The sequence below is a fragment of the Kutzneria sp. CA-103260 genome (assembly GCF_018263855.1).
In the GTDB taxonomy this organism is placed as follows: Bacteria; Actinomycetota; Actinomycetes; order Mycobacteriales; family Pseudonocardiaceae; genus Kutzneria.
On sequence record NZ_CP073318.1, the window covers coordinates 8,696,633 to 8,718,869 of the forward strand.

17 protein-coding genes are annotated in these 22,237 nt (G+C 71.5%); 8 read left to right on the top strand and 9 right to left on the bottom strand.

What is annotated here, in order from left to right; genetic code table 11:
* Window positions 1–96 precede the first annotated feature (96 nt).
* The 3 genes from JJ691_RS38440 to JJ691_RS38450 all read left to right on the top strand — a co-directional run bounded on the left by JJ691_RS38440 (window position 97) and on the right by JJ691_RS38450 (window position 6,288).
* Window positions 97–1,284 carry a hypothetical protein gene (locus JJ691_RS38440; protein WP_211764412.1) on the top strand — a complete coding sequence of 396 codons (1,188 nt, stop codon included), beginning with the start codon at window positions 97–99 and terminating at the stop codon, window positions 1,282–1,284.
* A gap of 193 nt (window positions 1,285–1,477) precedes the next feature.
* Window positions 1,478–2,686, top strand: coding sequence for a hypothetical protein (locus JJ691_RS38445; RefSeq protein WP_211764413.1), 1,209 nt, complete (start codon window positions 1,478–1,480; stop codon window positions 2,684–2,686).
* A complete protein-coding gene (locus tag JJ691_RS38450; RefSeq protein WP_211764414.1) occupies window positions 2,683–6,288 on the top strand; it encodes a glycosyltransferase in 3,606 nt (1,201 codons plus the stop codon). Before JJ691_RS38445 ends, JJ691_RS38450 begins: the two co-directional genes overlap by 4 nt.
* Window position 6,289: 1 nt before the next feature.
* On the opposite strand, the gene JJ691_RS38455 is transcribed toward JJ691_RS38450, so the two are convergent.
* From JJ691_RS38455 to JJ691_RS38465, 3 genes are read right to left on the bottom strand one after another with little or no spacing between them, the layout of a single operon-like run.
* Entirely contained in the window at window positions 6,290–8,230 is a 1,941-nt protein-coding gene (locus JJ691_RS38455; RefSeq protein ID WP_211764415.1) for a glycosyltransferase, read from the bottom strand.
* The gene (locus tag JJ691_RS38460) at window positions 8,227–9,231 is read right to left on the bottom strand and encodes a hypothetical protein (RefSeq protein WP_211764416.1); all 1,005 of its coding nucleotides are present in this window, start codon (window positions 9,229–9,231) and stop codon (window positions 8,227–8,229) included. Before JJ691_RS38460 ends, JJ691_RS38455 begins: the two co-directional genes overlap by 4 nt.
* Before the next feature lie 25 nt (window positions 9,232–9,256).
* On the bottom strand, window positions 9,257–10,576 hold the full coding sequence (locus JJ691_RS38465) for an alginate O-acetyltransferase AlgX-related protein (RefSeq protein ID WP_211764417.1): 1,320 nt from the start codon (window positions 10,574–10,576) through the stop codon (window positions 9,257–9,259).
* A 460-nt stretch (window positions 10,577–11,036) separates the two neighbouring features.
* Here JJ691_RS38465 and JJ691_RS38470 point away from each other — a divergent pair, with 460 nt between their 5' ends.
* Window positions 11,037–11,414 (top strand): hypothetical protein, encoded by a 378-nt coding sequence (locus JJ691_RS38470; protein WP_211764418.1) that lies wholly within the window; start codon window positions 11,037–11,039, stop codon window positions 11,412–11,414.
* A gap of 556 nt (window positions 11,415–11,970) precedes the next feature.
* Here JJ691_RS38470 and JJ691_RS38475 read toward each other — a convergent pair.
* Window positions 11,971–12,702, bottom strand: coding sequence for a GNAT family N-acetyltransferase (locus tag JJ691_RS38475; RefSeq protein ID WP_211764419.1), 732 nt, complete (start codon window positions 12,700–12,702; stop codon window positions 11,971–11,973).
* A 58-nt stretch (window positions 12,703–12,760) separates the two neighbouring features.
* On the opposite strand from JJ691_RS38475, the gene JJ691_RS38480 reads away from it, so the two are divergent.
* Together JJ691_RS38480 and trxA are read left to right on the top strand one after the other, a co-directional pair.
* Window positions 12,761–13,162, top strand: a complete 402-nt coding sequence (locus JJ691_RS38480) for a MerR family transcriptional regulator (protein ID WP_211764420.1) — start codon at window positions 12,761–12,763, stop codon at window positions 13,160–13,162.
* Window positions 13,117–13,473 (top strand): thioredoxin, encoded by a 357-nt coding sequence (trxA, locus tag JJ691_RS38485; RefSeq protein ID WP_211764421.1) that lies wholly within the window; start codon window positions 13,117–13,119, stop codon window positions 13,471–13,473. Before JJ691_RS38480 ends, trxA begins: the two co-directional genes overlap by 46 nt.
* On the opposite strand, the gene JJ691_RS38490 is transcribed toward trxA, so the two are convergent.
* The 5 genes from JJ691_RS38490 to JJ691_RS38510 all read right to left on the bottom strand — a co-directional run bounded on the left by JJ691_RS38490 (window position 13,419) and on the right by JJ691_RS38510 (window position 20,112).
* Entirely contained in the window at window positions 13,419–15,110 is a 1,692-nt protein-coding gene (locus JJ691_RS38490) for a multicopper oxidase family protein (RefSeq protein WP_211764422.1), read from the bottom strand. The genes trxA and JJ691_RS38490 overlap by 55 nt on opposite strands.
* Window positions 15,111–15,173: 63 nt before the next feature.
* The gene (locus JJ691_RS38495) at window positions 15,174–15,839 is read right to left on the bottom strand and encodes a response regulator (RefSeq protein WP_211764423.1); all 666 of its coding nucleotides are present in this window, start codon (window positions 15,837–15,839) and stop codon (window positions 15,174–15,176) included.
* Window positions 15,836–16,912 (bottom strand): sensor histidine kinase, encoded by a 1,077-nt coding sequence (locus JJ691_RS38500; RefSeq protein WP_211764424.1) that lies wholly within the window; start codon window positions 16,910–16,912, stop codon window positions 15,836–15,838. The genes JJ691_RS38495 and JJ691_RS38500 overlap by 4 nt, the downstream gene beginning before the upstream one ends.
* Window positions 16,913–16,994: 82 nt before the next feature.
* On the bottom strand, window positions 16,995–18,791 hold the full coding sequence (locus JJ691_RS38505) for a gamma-glutamyltransferase family protein (RefSeq protein ID WP_211764425.1): 1,797 nt from the start codon (window positions 18,789–18,791) through the stop codon (window positions 16,995–16,997).
* Between the two features lie 7 nt (window positions 18,792–18,798).
* The gene (locus JJ691_RS38510; protein WP_211764426.1) at window positions 18,799–20,112 is read right to left on the bottom strand and encodes a UDP-glucose dehydrogenase family protein; all 1,314 of its coding nucleotides are present in this window, start codon (window positions 20,110–20,112) and stop codon (window positions 18,799–18,801) included.
* Between the two features lie 133 nt (window positions 20,113–20,245).
* Here JJ691_RS38510 and JJ691_RS38515 point away from each other — a divergent pair, with 133 nt between their 5' ends.
* Together JJ691_RS38515 and JJ691_RS38520 are read left to right on the top strand one after the other, a co-directional pair.
* Entirely contained in the window at window positions 20,246–21,208 is a 963-nt protein-coding gene (locus JJ691_RS38515) for an aldo/keto reductase (RefSeq protein WP_211764427.1), read from the top strand.
* Between the two features lie 228 nt (window positions 21,209–21,436).
* Entirely contained in the window at window positions 21,437–22,195 is a 759-nt protein-coding gene (locus JJ691_RS38520) for an SDR family NAD(P)-dependent oxidoreductase (RefSeq protein ID WP_211764428.1), read from the top strand.
* The last annotated feature ends 42 nt before the right edge of the window (window positions 22,196–22,237 follow it).

Below are 22,237 nucleotides of genomic sequence, written 5' to 3' on the forward strand. Positions count from 1 at the left end.
GAGCCCGACTCCTTTTTTCGGCTCACTATGTTGTGACAGGGCGGACGCGCCTGGTAGCAAGACCGGACACGTGCCGCGGACCCCGGAGGGACGATCGTGACCTGGCAGGAGGAACTGCGCGCACTGGATGCCGAGCTGGCGGACAAGGGGATCACGCCCGCCGAGTACCGGCGCCGGCGCGACAACCTGCTCGCGGCGGCGTCTGGGGGCTTCCCGCCGGCCGCGCAGGTCGCGCCGCAGCGTCCGGCGCAGCCGACGCCGCCGCAGGGCCAACCGGCGCAGGGGCAACCGCCCCAGCCGATCCAGGACCTGGCCCCGCAGCAACCGGATCAGGTCCAGTACCAGCCGATCCAGCCGATGCCCACTCAGGCGGACCCGGCCCAGTACCAAACGGTCCAGTACCAGCCGGCCCAACTGCAGCCCGGTCCGCCGCCGACGCCGGCGCAGGGCCAGCCGGCACAGGCCGGCCCGCCGTTCACGGGCCAGCCGTTCACCGGGGCGCCGATCCAGCCGATGCCGTCGGCGCAGCAACCGATGCCGCCGAACAACCACGTGGTGCCGCCCTGGTCGCCGGTCACGGAACTGCCGATGTACCAGCCGGGCACCGACCAGCAGGCCCCCGCGCCGCAGTACGCGCCCCGGACGCCGCTGGAAGAGGACCTCTTCAACACCCGGGCGGCCAAGAGGAAGTCGCGGGCGGCGCTGCTGGTGGTGGTCGTGGTGGTGGCGTTGCTGCTGCTGGCCGGCGGCTGGTGGTTCGGCGTGCGCCCGACGATGGAGGCGGCCTCGACGTCGCAGGCGCCGCAGGCCCTGCACCTGGAGGACCTGCCGGCGATGCCGGGCACAGCCCGCCTGGACCGGGCCGAGCTGTCGGTCTTCGAGGGCCAGAACCGGGGCCTGTTCGATGCCCGCGAGGCCGACTTCCTCCAGGCCGACAAGGTGAGTCGGGTCACCTTCACCGGTTCGACGGACGGCAAGCTCAACTACGTGGTCTTCGCCTTCGTCACCGACAGCGCCGCCTCGGCCAAGAAAACCAGTGCCGACCTGCTGGAGTACCAGGACCTGGGCGGACTGCACCAGGCCGACGGCACCGGACTCCCGGACGCGGTCAAGGTGGTCAAGCTGGTTGCCGGCGACCAGGTGCAGTACCGCGCCATCTACGCTTCCGGCCTGAACGCGGTGATGGTGGCGGTCGCGCAGGCCCAGCCCGCCGACGAGTCGGGTGTCGCCAAGGCGCTGCGCGACACCGCCACCACACTGTTGGACAAGGTGCCGGCGAGCTAGCCGGTCACGCGACAAAGTCGCAGGTCGCGGTCGCGCCGGGGGGTGAAATATGCCGTCCGGCGGCCGCCGCGCAGCGGTGAGTCGCGAGGCCGGATCACAACCCGATCTCTCAACGACGTAGTCGAGTACGACGGCCGAGAGGGCTTCGGCACAATGACCCACAGACGTTGGACGTGATCCGGAGGGGTTGAGGATGTCCTGGCAAGAGGAGCTGCAACAGCTCGACAGCGAGCTGGCACAGGGCCGGGTGACCCCAGAGGACTACCGTCTACGTCGCGATCAGCTGCTGGGGGTGGCCCAGGGACAGCAGCCGCCCCAGACGCCGCCCGGCGGCCAGCCGCAGCAGCAGCCGGCCGAGCCGCAGCAGCCCCAGCAGCCGGCCAGCAGCCCGTTCGGCCAGCCGTTCCGCTGGCAGCCGCCGGCCAACCAGCAGAACCAGGGCCAGACGCCGCCGGAGACGCCGTCGGAGAGCACGCAGGTGATGCGGCCGATCGCCGACGCGCCGGCCGGTGACAGCGCGGAGCGCACTCAGGTGGTGCGCAGCACCGGTGACAGCGCGGAGCGCACCCAGGTGGTGCCCAACACCGGCGGCTTCACGCCGGGGCCGCAGACCCCGCCGCCGTGGCAGTCGATGCCGCAGCAGGGCATGCCCCCGCAGGGCGGCCCGCAGGAGTACGGCGCGGCGCCGTGGAGCAACGAGCTGCCGCCGGACTTCGGCAAGGCCAGCTGGCCGTTGCAGGGCCCCGAGGTGTTCGACAGCGGCAAGAGCAGCAAGAACACCGGCAAGATCATCGCCATCGCGGTGGCCGCCGTGCTGGTGCTGGGCCTGGCCGGCGGCATCTACTACTTCACCGCCGGGCAGAGCCACGACGCCACCACCACGACGTCGACCACGGCCAAGCCGACGACCACCACCTCGGCCCCGCCGCCGCTGCCGGCCGGCCCGTTCGTGCAGGTGCCGGGCAAGCAGGTCTACAACGTCAACTACTCCATCGCCGACGCGGTGACCAACCACGTGCCGACCGAGCAGGAAGTGGCGCTGCTCAAGAACAGCGGCGCGATCCAGGTGGCCAGTGTGGTCACCGAGAACAACGGCATGCACGAGGGCATCTGGGCGTTCCAGGCCGGCACCGGCGTGGACCCGAAGGCGATCCTGAACGCGATCGACAACTTCTACGCCCTGTCCAAGTACCAGCAGGTGACCTCCGGCATCCCGACCGGCGTCGTGGCCCGCACGCTGGCCGGTACCGGACCGGACGGCCAGACGGCGTTCCGCGCGCACTACATCTCCAACGGCTACGTGATCCGCGTCGAGACCTATGGCCCCGACGCGGCGGGCGCGGAGAAGGCGTTCCGCGACCTGCTCAAGACCGAGACGCAGAAGTACGCGCCTGCGCCGTGAAGTCGGGTGAGGTCGGCTACGCCGACGGCGCGGAGTCCGAGGTCCTGCTCGCGCTGAAGGCGGCCGAGGACGTCAGCGCGGGGTCGACCGAGCTGGCGGCGAAGGTCGACTCCTGGGAGACGGCTTATCACTTCTCGCCGCAGCGGCTGGGTCTGCTCGCGCCGCTGCGGCTGCGGCCGGGGCTGCGGGTGGTCGACCTGGGCTGTGGCACGGGCGTGCTGACCCGGGCGCTCGGCGAGGCCGGCCTGGACGTGCTCGGCATCGAGGGCACGGAGGATCGCGCGGCCGCGGCCCGTGAGCGTTGCCGGGATCTGTCGAACGTGCAGATCGTCCGTGGCGAGATCGAAGGCGAGTTGGCCGCTGCCCAGGGTGGCCTCGACCTGGCGGTGCTGTGCGGGGTGCTGGAGTACAGCACCCTCTACGGCGCCGGTCCGCAACGGCTGCTGGGGCGGGTGCGGGAGGCGCTGTCCGAGCGGGGCGTGGTCGCGCTGGCGATCGAGAACCAGCTGGGCGTCGGCTACCTGCTGGGCCGGCCGGAGGATCACCACGGCAAGTCCTGGGTCGGCGTCGCCGACTACCCGGGCGACCAGCCGCAGCCCCGCACCTGGACCCGGGGCAAGCTGGCCTCGTTGCTGGCCGAGGCCGGTCTGACGGCGCAGCGCTGGCTGCTGCCGTACCCGGACTACAAGCTGCCCCGAGTCGTGCTGAACACGGCGTTGTTCGACCGCCCGGACGCCCCCGAGCTGGTGGAGAAGCTGGTCCGCGACCCGCTGCGCGGCGCGTTCGGCGGCGGTCGGACGGCCGCGCCGGGGCGTGAGCTGTACCGGGCGGCGGTGGCCGAGGGCTTCGGGGTCGAGGTCGCACCGTCGTTCCTGGTGCTGGCCTCGGCGTCCGAGGAGCCGCTGGACGAGCTGCTGGATCCGGGGCTGGCCTGGCTGATCAGCGGCGACCGCCGGCCGGAGTGGCGGCGTACCCGCGAGCTGGGCCGGGATCTGGTGCTGACGTCGGCCGCCGGCGCGAGCCGGCGGGACTGGCTGCGCCAGCAGACCGAGTCGGCGGAGCCGTGGCTCGCCGGCCGTGCGCTCGACGCGGCGATGCTGGACGCCCTGCGCGTCGGGGATGTGGTCGGGCTGCGTCGGCTGGCCGCGTTGTGGCAGCAGACCGTGCTGGCCGAGCAGCGACCGCTCGCGGCCGACGACGAGCGGCATCCGTACCTGCCGGGGCGCGAGGGTGTGGCGGTCCTGCCGCCGGATCACCTCGACATGCACCCGGGCAACCTGGTCCTGACCGCGGACGGCGTGGAGCGGGTGGACCGCGAATGGCTCGCCGGCACCGGGGTCGACGCCGAGTTGGTGCAGCTGCGATCCCTGCTGGAGTTCGCACACGACATTCGTGACGGCGGCGCGCCGCATGTGTGGAGCAGCACGGCGACCGAGCGCGATCTGCTGCGTGGCTTGGCCGGTCTGGTCGGGCTCGCGGCGGCCGCCGACGAACGCTGGGCGGAGCTGCTGGAGGCCGAGGGCGAGCTCCAGGCGCTGGTCACGGGCACGCCGGCGGCGACCGTGGTCAAGGTTCTGCACGAGCGGATCGAGCAGCCCGGCCAGGAGCCGCTGTGGGCGGTCGACGGCGGCCTGGACCGGCTGCTCGGCGACCGCCAGCACCTCAGCGGGCTGGAGCAGAGCCTGCACAACGCGACCGCGGACCTGGAGCGGCATCGGCAGGCGCTGGCCGACGTCGTCCACGACCGTGACGAGAAGCAGGAGGCACTGGCCGACGCGAAGGCTCACACCGCGGAGGTCATCAGCCAGCTCGGCATCACCGAGCAGGAGCTGTCGGTCGCCCGGGCCGAGGCGGCCCGGCTGGACCGGCGGCTGGCCATGGTCTTCGCGGAGCTGGCCGACGCGGCGCTGGAGGCCGAGTCGGCGCAGGCCCGCAGTTCCGAGCTGGAGCAGCAGGCGGCGCACATCGCCGATCGGCTGTCCAAGACCCGGGCCCGCCTGGATGCCCTGGAGAACGCCAAAATCGTGCGGGCCGCCCACCGCTACCTGTGGCCGTCGGCGCGGATCGCCCGCGGCATGCGGGACATCGCGCTGGGCCGGGCCGGCGACGAGGGCGACGCCGTGCTGCGGCGCTCCGGCCCGCTGGCCGGCGTGTTCGGGGCGCGGATGCGGGAGTCAGCGCGGCCCAAGCGTGAGGCGGAGCTGCACTTCTCGGTGAACGTGCCGGAGCGGCCGATCACGGTCGGCCGCGGCCAGGTGGTGGACCTGGACGGCTGGGTGGTCAACGCCGGCATCGCGGTGAAGGACGTCCGGGTGCTGTTCGAGGGCGCCTGGCACGTGGCCAGCACCGGCCACTACCGGCCGGATGTTGTTGCCGCGCTTGGACCTTCGGTGGTGCGCACGCCCGGCGGCTGCGGCTTCCGGGTCCGGCTGTCGCTGTCGCCGGTCGCCGCGCCGATGGACAAGCCGCTGGCGCTGGGCGTGCTGCTGGCCGACGGAACCCTGCTGCGGCGCGAACTTCCACCGCTGCGACTCGTACCGTCCAATTTGGACCCCGTCGAGGTGTCGTGGCCCGGGCACGGTCCGAAGATCGCGGTCTGCATGGCGACCTATCGACCGGATCCGGCTTTCCTTGCCGCGCAACTGGATTCGCTGCGGGCGCAGACCCACGACAACTGGGTGTGCGTGCTCAGCGACGACAACTCCGGCCCGGAGTCGGTGGCGGTGATCCGCCGGCTGATCACCGGGGACGACCGGTTCGTGCTGGTGGCGCACGAGGACAACGTCGGCTTCTACGCCAACTTCGAGCGGGCCCTGGCCGCCGCGCCGGCCGACGCCGACGCGGTCGCGCTGGCCGACCAGGACGACGTGTGGGACCCGGACAAGCTGGCCACGCTGCTCGCCGCGCTGGCCGACCACGGCTTGGCCTACTCGGACATGCGGCTGGTCGACGAGCACAACACCGTGCTGGCCGGCTCGTTCTGGTCGGACCGTCGCAACCAGTGGACCGACCTGGAAGCGTTGCTGCTGCTGAACACCGTGACCGGCGCGGCCAGCCTGGTCGACGGTCAGACGCTGCGTGAGCTGGTGCTGCCGTTCCCGCCGGGCACGCCGTCGGCCTTCCACGACCAGTGGATCGCCGCGACCGCGCTGGCCGACTCCAAGCTGGCGTTCGTGGACCGCGCCCTGTACTCGTACCGGCAGCACGGGCAGGCCGTGACCGGGCACCGTCAGGAGCGACTGGACAAGGGGCTGCCCGGCAACCTCGGTATGGCGCTACTAGCCTTGGGGCGCAACCAGATTCTGACCGCCGAGCAGGAAGCGCAGCTGGAGGCCGTGGCCGAGTACGAACTGCGCCGGGTGGCCCAGTTCGCGACGACGCTGCTGCTGCGGGTGACCAGCCTGACCGCCGAGGACCGCGAACGGCTGACCGCCCTGAGCGAGGTGGAGAACCGCCGGGCCCCACTGCTGAAGCTGCTGTCCCGCGCCCGGGAGGAAACCGCTGGCGCGGAACGGTTCCTGCTCAGCGCGGCGCTGCGCTGGCACGCGCTGCGCAAGGCCCGGGCCAAGATCCCGCCGCTGGTCCCGCCGAGCATCGACTGAATCAGCTGGCAGCGCCGGTCTTTTGGCTCGGCAGCGCCCCGCAGTCGGCGATCACGCCCTCCATCTCGGCGCGGAACGCCGCGGCGGAGAACTTGGTCCGGCACACCTCGACCAGGGCCTGTTGGATGTCCGTCCACAGGATGTCGTCGGTGAGCATCCGGTGGCACAGCTCGACGATCTCGGCCGGCGACTCGCCGACCAGGTGCCGGGCCATCCAGCCCAGGTGCAGGCCCTCGCCGCCGACCGGGGTGGTGACGAACGGCAGGCCGGCGGCCATCGAGTCGACGAACTTGATCTTCACGCCGGCCCCATAGCGCATCGGCACCACGTGCAGGCGGGCCTTGGACAGCCACACGCCCGGGTCCGGCACCTTGCCCAGCACCTCGATGTCGTTGCGCGCCAAGGCCCGTACCGCCGGCGACGGGTCGGCGCCGATCACCCGCAGCCGCAGCCCGGGGTGCCGCCGGGACAGCTCCGGCAGCACCTCGTCGACCAGCTCCAGCACCGCGAACTCGTTGGGCGTGCGCGGCGCGTTGTCGAAGCCGCCGAAAAACGCCAGCCCCGCACGGCCTTCGAGGCCCGGCACCTCGCCGGGCAGAGTGGCCGGGTAGCAGGCGACGTGCACGGAAGTCTCCGGCGCGATGCCGCGGGCCCAGCGGGCCTCCTCCTCGCTCACGCAGACCGCCACATCGGCCCAGTTGAAGGCGTGTTCCTCCTGCTCACGCAGGTGCCGCGCCTCGATCGCCAGCCGGCGGCGGTCGGCCGAGGTCAGCGCCGTCTCGAAGTACTGGCCGGGGCGGCGGTAGAACAGGGCCTCGGAGTCGTAGACCTTGACGGCCTGCGGCTGCGACTTGGCGATCGTCAGCCCGACCTGGGCGAAGTTGTGCGGCCGGAACACCACCACCACGTCGTACAGGCCGGCCCGCTCGGCCGACCAGCTTCGGGCGTCGGTGACGCCCCAGACGACCTCGATCCCCTTGGCCTGCAAGGCCGGCGCGTACTCCTCGGCCCGCTCGGGCGAGTAGGCGTAGAAGGTGACGCGGGCGTTCGGGTCGGCCAGCCGCCAGGCGTCGACCACGGCCATGGTGCGGGGGTCGCCGCGGCCACGGTCGGCCTGCGGCACGCGGTCGTCGATCAGCAGCACCCGATAGCCGGCGTTGCGGTCCCGCAGCCAGAACTTGTGGTGCTCCCGCTCGGGCTCGTCCAGGCCGACGACGTTGGGCCGATCGGCCAGCTCCTGCGGCCAGCGGCGCAGGAAAACCTTGTGGTTGAGCCGCATCAGCTCCGTCGCGCGGTCGCTGCCGCTGCTGCCGTGCCGGGCGTGCACGACTCGGGAGCGCGGGTCCACCCACACCGTCCAGCCCAGCGACTTGAGCTGGACCTGGAGGTCGACGTCCTCGAAGTAGGCGATCTCGTAGTCCGCGCTGAAGCCGCCGGCCTGGTGGAAGGCGCTGCGGCGCATCAGCAGGCAGGCCGCCGAGGCGTAGTCCACCTGGTGGGCGAACATCCGGTTCTCGGATCCGTCCACCGCGCGGCACCAGCCGTCGCCGCCGATGATGCTGCCGGCCTCCTGCACGGTGCCGTCGGAATGCAGCATCACGGGCGCGACCGCGGCCACGTCGGGCCGGGAGTCGAGCACCTCCAGCAGCGGATCCAGCCAGCCCTCGGTGACCTCGACGTCGGCGTTGAGGAAGCACAGCAGCTCGGTCTTCGCCTGCCGCACGGCCAGGTTGCAGCCGGCGCCGAAGCCGAGGTTGCGGTCCATGCGCAGCACGGTCGCGCCGGTGAGGTTGGCGGCCAGCCACTCGCCGGTGCCGTCCGGCGACGCGCTGTCGGCGACGATCACCTCGTAGGGCTGGGGCGTGTGCTCGGCCAGTTTGGCTAGGCACTGCACGACGAGGTCGCGGCCCCCGTAGGTGACCAGGACGAACGTGATCCTCATGCCCGCCTGATCTTCCCGTAGGTGTCGCGGAGCGGCTGCGACCAGCGCAGCAGCTTGGTCTGGCGCAAGGCGTTCAGCTCGCGGTGGTCCTCCGCCGCCCGGGCCAGCGCCTCGCGGTGCAGGTGGCGCTCGTGCTCCAGCTCTGCCCGCAGCCGCTCGACGGCTTCGGAGTCGTCGGCGGCCAGCAGCTTGTCCACCAGGATCTGCCGCTCGTGCAGCATGCGCTGGCGCAGCCTCGCGTGGGCGTGCCGCAGCGCCGCGTTCTCGGCGGCGAGGTCGGCGATCCGCCGGGTCAGGTCACCGCCCCGTGCGACCAGCGCCTGCTCGGCCGCCGCGGCGAACTCGTCGATCTGTTGGCGGGCCTGGCGGACGAGGATCCGCACGTCGATGATCGGGCCCTGGACGACCGTGCCCAGCGCGGCCGCCGCCGCCGCGACGTACGGATCGTCGGTCACGACCTTCTTGGCCGCGGCGATCGCCGCCAGCTTGTCCTCCACGACCACGTCCGCCGGCAGCTCGACGCCGTCCGGGCCGATCACGTAGTCGCCCTCGGGCAACTCGCCGAGCTGACGCAGCTGGAGTGTCCGCGCGGCAAGGATTTCCGCCGGCACCAGTGTGTCGGCCAGCACCGCGAGATTGACCGTGACCGTCGGCAGGTTCAGCGCGAAGAACGGCTCGGCGGCGGACGTCCCGTACAGCGCGGTCAGGTCGGCGCCACGGGCGAACGTCGCGCACAGGATGCTCAGGTGCACTGAGTCGGCGATCTGCTTGAGACGCCCCTGCGTGGGCTCGCCCAGCGGCTCCGCGACCAGGCCGCCGTCCGCCACCGACGGCCGTGACCAGCCGAGCGGGGCGTAATGCGTCACACGCCAACCGGGCAGCCGGGTCAGCAGCTCGCGTTCCAGGACCCGGGGCACCACCTGGTCGCCGAGCCCCGGCAGGTCGCTGCTTCCCCACAGGGCGATGGCGCCGACGGTCGCCGGCTGGGACTCTGCACGCACGTCGGGCACTGTACCGAGTAGCCGGTCAGCGTTTCGGATGTGCGGCCAACTGCTGGACGATCGTGTTCAGCACGTCGGGCTGGGTCAGCGGGCTGATGCCCGAGGCCACGTTGCGCTCGACCACCTCCAGCACCACCGTGTCGCTGTCCACGACACGCTGGGCCTCGGCGCTCGGGTTCTGCTGCACGACGGCGCTGGGGGTGAGGCTGATGTCGGCGAAGGTGGCGGCCAGGAACGGCATCGCGTAGTTGGTGAACGAGTCCGTGATCATCGCGGTCTTGCCGAGGACCATGCCGGTGACCGGGTTGTCGGTGTGGAAGGTCACCGTGTTGCGGGTGTCGAACGGGCCCTGCTCGGCTCGGTCCACGCCGCCGTCCGGCGCCAGCCGGTAGGTGTGGCTGCTGTCGGTCCCGGTGCGGGCGATCATCGGCGGCAGGTCCGCCGGTCCGCTCTGCTTGGCCCCTTCGGTGACCCGCCACGGCACGTCGACGCCGGGGCTGATGGCTCCGGCCAGCGTCCTGGTCATGATCAGGCCGCCCGCGTACGTCCAGTGCGTGTCCTGCGGGAAGTAGGCCGCGGAGCCCAGGCGGGCCAGCGCCGGCCGCAGGTCGACCGCCCCGGCCTCGGTGGTCACCTGGGACCAGAACTGATCGCTGTAGGCCTGCGCGCAGGACTTGCCGGCGTACTGGTCGGGCAGGTTCTCCGGCACCGCCGTCGACTTGTCCGGCGGCACCAGCAGCACGAACTTGCGCCCGGACTGCTCCACCGCCGTGCGCAGCTTGACCAGGGCCGAGATGACGTCGTTCAGCGGCTGCTGGGGCTGGCACTTGCCCTGCGTGTCGTAGCCGAAGTACAGCCAGTTGTTCTTGCCCTCGATCACCCGCGGGTAGCCGGCGATCGGCGGCGGCTCGTTGTCCAGCGGCTTCGTGCCGGCCGTCGGAGCCCCGGCCGTGGGCGCCGGGCCCGCGGCGATCGGGCCGCCGGCCGGCTGGGACGGGTCGCCGCTGTCCTCCGAGAGCGGTTCGCCGAACACCGAGCGGCTGACGCCGTCGGCGAGCTTGATCGCGTCCTCGCGGAAGGACAGGTGGTCGGTCGCCCAGGGGCCCAGCTCGGTGAAGAAGGACCAGCCGTCGCCCGGGCTCGGGAACGGGTGCAGCGCGCGGTTCTCGATCGACGGCGGCGTGCCGAAGATGGTCAGGCCGAACAGCGGCGTCATGAAGAAGACGACCGCCGTGACCAGGGCAAACCGCTGCTTGCCGTGCCGGGGGCGGTAGAGCGGATGGTCATCCGGCAACGCCGACTCGTGTCGGCTGAGCGGCTGCGTGTCCTCACCCTGGTCCCCCACGGGCAGCACGATAGCCGAGCTCCCGGTGCCGCCGGGGCCGGTCCGCATCAGTCGCACGCGACGTTCTCCCGTGCAGATGACGGCGCGCCACCACCATGTGGACGGTCCTTCGTTAGCACCTTTAGTGTGATCCCGATCACTTCAGATTCGGTTCAGCAGCCCAGCGTGACAGGAAAGATCCAAGACGGTGGAGCCATGTCACCCGCTGTATATAACTGTGAATCTGTTAACGACCACTGTATTCCCCAAACGGGTGAATCCCTGTCACCTTGATGTCGAAGGTTCGCCGGTGCCCAAGGACCGGCGAAGGTGGGGGCTGGACACCTTGGAGGCACCTGTGGCGTTGCAGATAGCGGCGTTAGTGGCGGTCGGCGTGGTGCTGCTGATCCGTGTCGTCGTCGCGAGCTACGACCGTCCGTCCAACCCGTCCAACCCGTCCGACCGGTAGGGCCGGGTCGACATGGACGGCGTCCTTGGCAAGCTCGCAGAGCTGCGTGACCACGGCTTCCAGTTCATGAACATCCCCGACGAGGACGGCCGCCTCGACCGCATCATGGGCTACCGCCAGCTGCGCGGCTTCGTCGACACCATCCTGTTCCGCTCCGAGCACGACGCCAAGGCCGGCCGCGTGCCCGCCGTGCACGACTCCAGCCAGTCCGGCAAGGCCGTGTGGCTGTTCGAGGGCACCCTCGCCGAGGCCATCGACCGCCTCCTCGAGCTCCCCCCGCCCGGCGCCCCGCCCGCCCCCACCCTGGCCGGCCCCTCCGCCGCGCCCGACCTCGTGCCCACCCACCTCGACCCGTTCCGCATCTGGAAGCCCCAGGAGGGCATCGCCTGACGCTAGGTTCTGCCGCATGTCTTCTGGGCAGGTGCCGTTGTGGGTGCCGGTGGTGGTGGCGTTGCTGGGCCTCGGCGGTGTGCTGGGGGCGCAGCTGATCGCCGGGTGGCGCGAGGACCGGCGGTGGCGGCGGGAGACCGAGCGCGAGGAGCTGCGGTGGAACCGGGAGCGGGAGAAGGACCGGGAGAACCGCAGCTACGAGGGCCGGGCCAAGGCCTACGCCGAGGTGATCGGCGCGGTCGAGGCCTTTGACTGGGTGCTCTACGACGCCCGCCGGGTGCTGAGAGACGGCGGGGAACTGGACGAGGCGTCGGCGGCCGATCTGCGGAAGGTGGCCGCGCAGGCGCGGAGCTCGCTGGGGGCGGTCAACGTGCACGCGCCGGAACGGATCCGGGCCATGCTGCGGGAATCGCTGGTCCGGCGGTCGACGCTGGCGACGAAGCTGCTGGTCAATCGGCATGGCGACGAGGAACGGGAGCTGTGGCGGGAGGCCCAGCGCGAGTACAAGGTGATGCGCCGGGCCATGCGTGAGGATCTGGGGCTGGACGCGGAACAGCTACCGCGAGATGTGCAGGACCCGCCCGCTGAGCTGGAAGCCGACCCGCGTGTAGACGCCGGCGGCGCCGTCGTCAGCGGCCATCAGGAACGGGAACCGCACGCCGAGCCCGTGGGCGGCCTGGACGAGCCGGACGGTGATGGCAGCGGCGACGCCGCGACGCCGCCACGAGGGGACGACGCCGATGCCGGCGAGTTCGGCGACACCGTCGATGGGCACGGTGACGAGCCCGCCCCCGACCGGCTCGCCGGAGGCTGAGCGGGCCAGCAGCGCAAAGCCGCCGCGGTCGCGGGAGCTGGCGTGGCTGGCGACGTCCTGCGGCGTGGGCGGCGGCTCGCCATAGGCGAGGTTCATGGCGGTGGCCATGGCGAACAGCCTGTCGCCGGAGTCGGCGGCCACCAGTTCGAGGTCGTCCACCGCGGGCGGCTCCACCAGATCCGACAGCGTCATCAACGGCAGCAGGCCCTCGACGGTGAAACCGGCCTCCTCCAGAGCGGGCTGCACCAGGGGGCTGACGCTCGGCAGGTACTCCAGCCGAGGCGTGCGGCCACGGTCCTGGAACACGCCGATCAGCTCGGTGACGTCGGCGGCGGTCGGCCGGGCGTCGTCGTCGGGCACGGCGTAGTTGGCGAACGGACTGCTCGTCTCCGTGGAGAAGCCGATCGTGAACGGGCCGACTCGGACCGGGTTGCGGCGGTTGGCGCGCAGGTATGCGGCGATCTTGGTGTCCATCGGTTCCGAAGTATGGACCCTGGCCTTCACGTCGGCGTCAAGGTTTACCGTCGCTGGCATGCGCATCGGCGAGCTCGCGGACCGGGCCGGGACGACGTCGCGGTCGCTCCGCTACTACGAGGAGCAGGGCCTGTTGCCGGCCCGGCGCACGGCGAACGGGTACCGCGACTACGACGAGGACGACCTGCGGGCGGTCAACGAGATCCGGTCGCTGCTGGCGATCGGGTTCGCGTTGGAGGACACGCGGCCGTTCGTGGAGTGCCTGCGGGCGGGCAATCCGACGGGTGATGTCTGCCCGGCGTCGGTGGCGGTGTACCGGCGAAAGCTGGCCGAGCTGGACGACTGCATCGAGCGGCTGCGGGCGGTGCGGGCGCAGGTGGCGGCCGCGGTCGAGAGGGCGACAGGGGAGGAATCATGCTGCAAGAGGTCACCGACGCGGACTTCGCGGACCGGGTGCTGACCAGCGACAAGCCGGTGCTGGTGGAGTTCTGGGCCACCTGGTGCGGTCCGTGCCGGATGGTCGGACCGGTGCTGGAGCGGATCGCCGACGAGCACCCGGAGCTGACCATCGTGAAGATGGACCTGGACGCCAACCAGGGCACGGCCCGGGAGTACCAGGTGATGGCCGCGCCGACGATGCTGCTGTTCAAGGATGGTGTCCCGGTGGCGAACATCGTCGGCGCGAAGCCGAAAGCGGCCCTGGAGCGGGAGCTGTTTCACTCCGGGTTGTTGCCGTCGCCCACCACGAACGGTGTCGTGACGTCGGTGTAGGCCAGGTGCATCACCATGCCGATCTTGGCGTGGCCGAGGTTGTGGCAGTGATCCATCCAGATCCCGGGGTTGTCGGCCTTGAACGCGACGGTCACGGTCTCCCCGGGCTCCACCGACACGGTGTCCATCCACACCGGGCTGCCCGCTGACGCCACGCCGTCCCGGGACAGCACCAGCACCTCGTGTCCGTGCAGGTGCATGGGGTGCTCGCCGAGGCTGAGGTTGCGGAAGGTGACCCGCACGGTGTCGCCCTCGGTGACCATCAGCATCGGGGCGTCGGGGAACACGCCACCGTTCATCGTCCACTTGAATCCCGACGCCCCGATGCCCTGGTCCAGGTCGACGGTGTAGTCACGGTTGTAGTTCGTGCCAAGGGAAACCGGCGCGGGCGTGCCGTAGTGCATGAGGTCGACCGCCGGCCCGGGCGACTGGTCGTCCACAGTGGACTTCCCGTCCGGGCTGAGCACGTACGCCGGCGACTCGCCGGCCAGCGACACCCGGACGGGATGGTCGGGCATGGTGAGCTGGATGTCGGCCCGACCGCCGCCACCGATCGGCACGGTCTGATCGGTGAGCGTCCCGGGCTGGTGCAGGTCGTTGCCGTCGACGGCGGCCAGCTGCCACGGCGAGCCGGTGACCTGCACGGACTGGAGGTCGGAGTCGGTGTTCACGACGCGAACCCGCACCGAGGACCCCGGCTTCACCTGCTTGACCTGCACGCCGGGGTTGTCGCCGAAGGACAGTTGGTCGCCCCAGGTGTGGATCATCAGCGCCTGGTCCAGGTCGGCCACCGGGCCGGTCCGCGGCTCGACGACGATCAGCCCGAACAGGCCGCGAACGACCTCGTCCTTGGTGTCCTCGTGCGAGTGGAACCAGTAAGTGCCGACCTGGTTGACCTGGAACTTGTACTCAAAGGCGCCGCCGGGTTTGACCGCGTCCTGGGTGATGCCGGCGACGCCGTCGTAGGCGTTGGGCACGTCCAGGCCGTGCCAGTGGATCGTCACCGGCGTGTCCGGCGTCTTGTTGACCAGGGTCGCGTCCAGCACGTCGCCCTGCTGGAGACGGATCACGTTGGGGCTGAAGGAATACCGGTCACCGTTCTGCCGAGCGGTGATGGTGAGCTTCCTGACCGGACCGGTGGTCGGCGGCCCGGTCAGCTGGGTGACGCTGCGCATGGCCATGCCGGGCATCGCGGGCATGCCCATGTTCATCGTGGCCGGCGCGGCGGACGCGGGAATCCAGATGCCAACACCCAGTGCGGCCAGCACCACGAACGCCACCGGCGCGACCCACCGGCGCACCGGCAACGCGACGAGCAGGCCGGCCACCGCGAACATCCCCACCGCCGTCCACTGTGGAACGGCTTGCGGCAGCAGCAGATCCAGCACGAAGCCGGCGGCCGCGGCGACGATGAGCAGCTTCTGTCGTTGGGGGAAGGCAAAAGCCACCGCCAGCAACGCCAGGTCGCGCAGCGGCCGAACCGCGAACTCGAAGCCGTACATCAGCATCAGGGCCGCCAGGCCGACCTTCAGCACGAGCAGCGTGCCGGCGGTCCACTTCCGACCGAACCGAATGGCCAGCGCCACCACGAGAAGCAGCGAAGTCAGGAACTCTGCGATGAGTGCGATCACATACACGTCGCACAATGCTCAGCACATCGCGCTGTCGCGTCGTCGGTCGACAAGCGGCACCGGCCCGTACTAATCGCGCGGTGTCACCAGCTTCGACTCGTACGCCAGCACGACCAGTTGCGCCCGGTCCCGCGCACCCAGCTTGGTCATGATCCGACTGACGTGGGTGCGCGAGGTCGCCGGACTGATCACCAGATGCTCGGCGATCTCCTCGTTCGACAGCCCGCCCGCGACCAGCGCCAACACCTCGCGCTCCCGGTCGGTCAGCTCGCGCAGCGCCGACGGGTCCGGCCGCCGGTGCTCGGGGCGGGCGGCGAACTCGGCGATCAGCCGGCGGGTCACGGTCGGCGCGAGCAGCGCCTCGCCGGCGGCGATGACCCGGATCGCGTGCAGCAGGTCGACCGGCTCGGTGTCCTTGAGCAGGAAGCCGGACGCCCCCGACCGCAGTGCCTCGAACACGTACTCGTCGACGTCGAAAGTGGTCAGCACCAACACCTTCACGCCGGACAGCGCCGGATCGGCGGTGATCTGCCTGGTCGCCACCAGCCCGTCCGTGCCGGGCATTCGGATGTCCATCACGACCACGTCCGGCCGGTGCTCCCGGGCCAGCTCGACCGCCCGCGCCCCGTCGGCTGCCTCGCCGCACACCTCGAAGCCGGCCTCGGTCTCCAACAGCAGCCGAAAACCGGCCCGGACCAGCGCCTGGTCGTCGGCCAGCACCACCCTGACGTTCACAGCGGCAACTCCGCCCGCACCACGAATCCCCCCTCGTCCCGTGACTGGGCCAACAGCGTGCCGCCCAGCGCCAAGGCCCGTTCCCGCATGCCGCGAACTCCGTTGCCCGGCTCGGCCTGCACCGGCTGGCCGTCGTCCTGGACCTCGACAGTGAGACTGCCGTCGGCACGCGCGAACCGCACGCTGACCGTACGCGCCTCGACGGCATGCCGAACGGTGTTGGTCAGCGCTTCCTGCACGATGCGGTACGCCGTCGAGTCGACCGGCGCCGGCAGGTCGCCTGGATCGCCGCTGACCTCGACCGACAGGCCGGTGCCACGGGCGGCCGCGAGCAGTTCGTCGATGCGGGCCAGGCTGGGCGCGGGCGCGCGGTCCTCGCCCGAGCGCAGCACGCCGAGCGTGGCCCGCAGGTCGACCAACGCCGCCCGGGAGGCTTCCTTGATCGCCAGCAGCGCCTGCTTGGCCTCCTCGGGCCGCCGGTCGGCGACGTGCGCGCCGACCCCGGCCTGCACGTTGATCATGGCCAGGCTGTGCGCGACGACGTCGTGCACCTCGCGCGCGATGCGCAGCCGTTCCTCCTCGGCGATGCGGCGGGCCCGCTCCTCGAAGTACTCGTGCTGCGACTGCCGCCGGTCGGACACGTTGCGGGCGGCAGTGCCGATGGAGATCACCACCGGCACGAACGCCACCACGCGGGGGTCGATGAAGTCGCCGCCGGTCGCGAGCTGCGCCCCGATGTGCGCGCCGATCAGCAGCAGGCCGGCGATGCTGGACCGGATCGGCCCCTCCCGCTTGGCCAGCGTGTACAGCGCGATCGCCGGATAGACCGGCGTCGGCGCGCCCGGGTAGCCGGAGTAGAAGTAGGTGAAAGCCAACACCGCGGACAGCACAAGAACCGCGTAGGGCCAGCGCTTGCGCCAGAACAGCGGCACCGCGCCGGAGACGACCCACGTGATGCTGAGCGCGTCCACACTCGTCTTGTGCCAGTGCGCGCTGATCAGCGCGATCAGCAGGCAGCCGACCGCGAGCGGAATGGGAAGCAGCGCGGTCTTCCGGGCCCGGCCTCGTGGCACGCCGCCGACGCTACGACATCGCCGGCCGCCTCGCGTACGTCACGAGGCGGCAATGCGAACTACGTTCCACGTGGAACGTAGCTCAGCGGCCGACGGCGTACCCCTGCATGCCCCGGGCGTTGGCGGCGGCCCGCAGCAGGCCACTCGCCGGGTCACGGGACACCGCGGACAGCCGGCCGAGCGCCCATGGACCGGCGTCGACCACATCGTGTCCACGCCGGCGCAGCTCCTCGAACGCGGCCGAGCCGAGCCGCGACTCCGCGACCAGCTCCCCCGGCTGCCAGCTGCGCGGATAGAACGAGAGCGGGAACGCGGCCGAGTGCCACATCGGCGCGTCGATCGACTCCTGGAGGTTCAGGCCGCCGACGGTGTGGGCCAGCCAGAAGCACAGCTGCCACTGGTCCTGTTGGTCGCCGCCTGGCGTGCCGAAGGCCAGCGGCGCGCCGTCCCGGAAGGCCAACGACGGACTCAACGTGGTCCGCGGCCGCCGACCGGGCACCAGTGAGGCCGGCAGACCCTCCTCCAACCAGAACATCTGGGCCCGGCTGCCGAGCGCGAAGCCCAGCGACGGGATCGTCGGCGAGGACTGGAGCCAGCCGCCGGACGGCGTCACCGAGATGACGTTGCCCCAGCGGTCCACCACGTCGATGTGCACGGTGTCGCCGCGCATCTGGCCTTCCCGCGTGACCGTCGGCTCGCCGACCGCGGCGTCCATCGGCGAGTCACCGCCGCCGATGCCCCGGCCAGAGGCGATGAACTCCGGCAGCCGCGGGGTCCGCCCGCCCGGCGAGCCCGGCCGCAGCTCCAACGACGCGGTGTCGCCGATCAACGCGAGCCGAGAGGCTGTGTACTCGGCCGACAGCAGGTCGTCGACGGGCAGGTCGGCGCTGTCGCCGTACCAGGCCTCGCGGTCGGCGAAGGCCAGCTTGGCGACCTCGATGGCCAGGTGCACGGTCTCGGCCGTCGGCACGCCGTCCACGTACGCGAGCCGGTCGCGGAGCTCGTGCAGCAGCAGAACCTGTTGCGCCAGCGCGGGTCCCTGGCTCCATGGCCCGCACTTGGCCAGCGTCCAGTCGCCGACTCGGACGGTCACCGGCTCCTCGTAGCTCGCCGACCAGGTGGCCATGTCCTGCCCGGTGAGCACGCCGGCGTGGTCACGACCCGAGTCGTCGCGATGCGGCTTGCGGCTGAAGGCCTCGACCTCCGCCGCGACGAAGCCCTGGTACCACGCCTTGCGGGCCGCCTCGATCTGCGCTTCCCGGTCGCCACCAACGGATTCCGCCTCGCGCAGCAGCCGTTCCCAGGTGTCGGCCAATACCGGATTGCGGAAAAGCGTGCCGGCCTTCGGCACCTGGCCGCCGGGCATCCACAGCTGCGCTGAGGTCGGCCAGTGCTCGGTGAACAGCCGGCTGACGGCGTTGATCGTGTCCGGAATCCGTGCCACCAAAGGGAACCCGTTGCGCGCGTAGCCGATCGCGTAGTCCAGCACGGCACGCAGCGACTTGGTGCCGTGATCGCGCAGCAGTGTCAGCCAACCGTCCCACGATCCCGGCACCACCGCGGCCAGCAAACCGCTGCCGGGCACCAGATCCAGCCCCTGGTCCCGGTAGTGCTCGATGGTCGCCCCGGCCGGCGCGACGCCCTGCGCGCACAGCACCCGCGGCGTCGGGTCGGCGGCCGTGGCGAAGATCGCCGGCATGTCGCCGCCCGGGCCGACCAGATGTGGCTCCACCACCTGCAACACGAAGCCGGCGGCGACCGCGGCGTCGAACGCGTTGCCGCCGGACTCCAGCACCGCCATGCCGGCGCTGGAGGCGAGCCAGTGCGTGGAAGCGACCATGCCGACCGTGCCGGTCAGCTCCGGGCGAGTGGTGAACATGAGGCCATCAGATCACGGCGGCGAGGTCCTGTCCCAGATCCAGATGTCCGCGGCCGACGCCCCACCAGGTCAGGCCGTGCCGGCGCAGCGCGTCCGGGTCCAGGTGGTTGCGGGTGTCCACCACCACCGAGCCGACGGCCAACTCGTTGATCCGGGACCAGTCCAGGCCACGGAACTCCGGCCACTCGGTCAGCACCACGACGGTGTCGGCGTCCTTGGCCGCCTCGTACGCGTCGGACACCACCCGGATGCCGTCGACGTCGCGGTCGATGCCCGGGTCATAGCCGGTCAGCTCGGCCCCCTCGGCCCGCAGCAGCGCGGCCACGGCCAGCGCCGGCGAGTCCCGCAGGTCGTTGGTGCCGGCCTTGAACGCCAGGCCCAGCAGGCCGATCCGGCGCCCGCGCAGCCGGCCGCCGGCCGCCTCGCGGATCTTGGCCACGATCAGCTGCCGCTGGTGGGTGTTGGTGTCGATGGTGGCCTGCAGCAGCGAGAAGTCGTAGCCGACGGCCGCCGCCACCTGCAGCAGTGCCTGGGTGTCCTTGGGCAGGCAGGAGCCGCCCCAGCCGGGGCCGGGCTGCAGGAAAGACTGGCCGATGCGACGGTCGTAGCCCATGCCCTCGGTGACGTCGGCGACGTCCGCGCCCAGCCGCTCACACAGCTCGGCGATGGCGTTGACGTAGGACAGCTTCATCGCCAGGAAGCAGTTGGCGGCGTACTTGACCATCTCGGCGCTGGCCGCGTCGGTGAGCACGGTCGGCGCGCCCAGCCGGGCGTACAGGGCGGCGACCCGCTCGGCCGCGTCCTGGATGTCGCAGCCGACCACGATGCGGTCCGGGTTGAGGAAGTCGTGCACCGCGGTGCCCTCGCGCAGGAATTCGGGGTTGGACACCACCGGCACGTCCTTGCGCTTGAGCAGGCCGGACACCCGGGCCGCGGTGCCCACCGGCACCGTCGACTTGTTCACCACGATGCTGCCGACCGGCAGGATCGTGCGCACCTCGGCGATCACCGACTCGACCGCGGCCAGGTCGGCCGCCCCGCCCTGGCCCATCGGGGTCGGCACGCACAGGAAAACCACCTCGGCGTCGCCGACCGCGGCCGACGCGCCCACCACGAACTCCAGCCGGCCGCCGGCCTGGCCCTCCTGGACCAGCTCGGCCAGCCGCGGCTCCAGAATGGTCACCTGACCGGCCCGCAGCCGCTCCACCTTGGCCACGTCCACGTCCGCGCACACCACGTGGTGCCCGAGCGAGGCCAGACAGGCCCCCGTGGTGAGACCGACGTAACCGGTCCCGATCACCGCGATTCGACGAGCGAACACCTCGCACCACCCCGACCTGGTCGCAGGAGTATCCGAGTCCGACGTTCGCAAACGGAGTTGACATACCAGCACGCTTAGGCCGTACAGGTGGTGAACACCCGGTGGCGCTAGCCGAGGTTTAGTGTGACCGCCCGTGGAGCAACGTCGTCTGGGTGATTCCGGTCTTGTCGTCAGCACGGTCGGCCTCGGCTGCAACAACTTAGGCCGTCCCGGCACCGCGACGGAGACGCTGGCCGGCGCGCGGTCGGTGGTGGAAGCCGCGCTGGACAACGGAATCAGCTTCTTCGACGTGGCCGACGTCTACGGCGCGCCGCGCGGCCGCAGCGAGGAGCTGCTGGGGCAAGCGCTCTCCGGGCGACGCGAGCACGCGGTGATCGCCACCAAGTTCGGCGTGGACATGCAGGGCGTCAACGGCCCGGACTTCGGGGCCCGCGGCTCGCGGCGCTACGTGCGGCGGGCCGTCGAGTCCTCGCTGCGGCGGCTGAACACCGACTGGATCGACCTCTACCAGCTGCACCGGCCCGACCCCCGCACGCCGCTGGCCGAGACCCTGTCCGTGCTGGACGACCTGGTACACGAGGGCAAGATCCGCTACGTCGGGCACTGCAACCTGGCCGGCTGGCAGATCGCCGACGCGGCCTGGACCGCGCAGTCCGAGCACGTGGCCGCGCCGGTGTCCGCGCAGAACCACTACTCGCTGCTGGAGCGCGAGGTGGAGCGGGAGATCATGCCGGCCTGCGGCCGCTTCGGACTGGGGCTGCTGCCCTACTTCCCACTGGCCAACGGCCTGCTGACCGGCAAGTACCGGCAGGACGGCGAGCCGCCGCTGGGCAGCCGGCTGTCCGGCCGGGAGCGGCTGCTGGCCGAGGCGCCGTGGGACCGGATCGAGAAGCTGCGGGCCTTCGCCGAGGAGCGGGACGTGCCGATGGTGCGGCTGGCCATCGCCTGGCTGGCGGCCCAGTCGGCGGTCGCCTCGGTGATCTGCGGCGCGACCAGCCCCGAGCAGGTGCGGGCCAACGCCCGCGCCGGCGAGCTCACGCTCAGCTCGGCCGACCTGGACATGCTCGACGAGATCTGCCCGCCGGGTCGTCGCTGAGTGTGATGCTTGTCATCCCCCGGTAGGACGCCGGAACGGCACCTGCGGCCGACGCGGCGGCGAGCCGCCCGCGCGCACCCTGGTTGACATGGAAATTCTGCTGTTTGCCGGGCTGTTCGCGGGCGGTGCGCTGGTGCTGTCCCTGCCGCTGCTGGTGATGCTGCGGCTGCTCCAGGATCCCGCCGACCGACACGACGTCTGATCGATCCAGCAAGTTAGCCTCGCCGAATGCAGATCTCTGACAACGCGGCGATCGTGACCGGTGGGGCTTCCGGGCTGGGTGGGGCGACCGCGCGGGCGCTGGCCGCCCGCGGCGCCCGGGTGTTCGCACTCGACCTGCCCAAGGCCGTCGCCAACGCCGAGGCCGTCGACGGCGTCACCTACGTCGAGGCGGACGTCACCAGTCCCGAGCAGGTGCAGGCCGCGGTGGACACCGTGGTCGCCGCCGGGGCGCCGCTGCGCATCACGGTCAACTGCGCCGGGGTGGGCACCGCCGGGCGGATCGTGGGCAAGAACGGCCCGCACGACCTGGACACGTACCGGAAGGTCATCGAGGTCAACCTGATCGGCACGTTCAACGTGCTGCGGCTGGCCGCCGACGCCATCGCCAAGACCGAGCCGCTCGCCGACGGCCAGCGCGGCGTCGTGGTCAACACCGCCTCGGTGGCCGCGTTCGACGGCCAGATCGGGCAGGCCGCCTACTCCTCGTCCAAGGGCGGCGTCGTCGGCCTCACCCTGCCGGCCGCCCGCGAGCTGGCCTCCTCCGGCATCCGGGTGATGACCATCGCCCCCGGCATCATCGACACCCCGATGCTGGCCGGCGTCTCCGAGGAGTTCCGCGCCGGCCTCGCCGCCGGCGTGCCGTTCCCCAAGCGCCTGGGCCGTCCCGACGAGTACGCGCAGCTGGCGGTCGCCATCGTCGAGCACGACTACCTCAACGGCGAGGTCATCCGCATGGACGGCGCGCTGCGTATGGCCCCGCGCTAGGGCCATTCAGGCCCTTGTCAAGCCTTTGACGCTGTGCAGGGG

Excerpts from the sequence above, each read along its gene's own strand:
- JJ691_RS38445 (WP_211764413.1), top strand. The coding sequence starts at position 1,478 with ATGTCCTGGCAAGAGGAGCTGCAACAGCTCGACAGCGAGCTGGCACAG.
- JJ691_RS38455 (WP_211764415.1), bottom strand. The coding sequence starts at position 8,230 with ATGAGGATCACGTTCGTCCTGGTCACCTACGGGGGCCGCGACCTCGTC.
- JJ691_RS38470 (WP_211764418.1), top strand. The coding sequence starts at position 11,037 with ATGGACGGCGTCCTTGGCAAGCTCGCAGAGCTGCGTGACCACGGCTTC.
- JJ691_RS38475 (WP_211764419.1), bottom strand. The coding sequence starts at position 12,702 with ATGGACACCAAGATCGCCGCATACCTGCGCGCCAACCGCCGCAACCCG.
- JJ691_RS38480 (WP_211764420.1), top strand. The coding sequence starts at position 12,761 with ATGCGCATCGGCGAGCTCGCGGACCGGGCCGGGACGACGTCGCGGTCG.
- trxA (WP_211764421.1), top strand. The coding sequence starts at position 13,117 with ATGCTGCAAGAGGTCACCGACGCGGACTTCGCGGACCGGGTGCTGACC.
- JJ691_RS38505 (WP_211764425.1), bottom strand. The coding sequence starts at position 18,791 with ATGTTCACCACTCGCCCGGAGCTGACCGGCACGGTCGGCATGGTCGCT.
- JJ691_RS38520 (WP_211764428.1), top strand. The coding sequence starts at position 21,437 with ATGCAGATCTCTGACAACGCGGCGATCGTGACCGGTGGGGCTTCCGGG.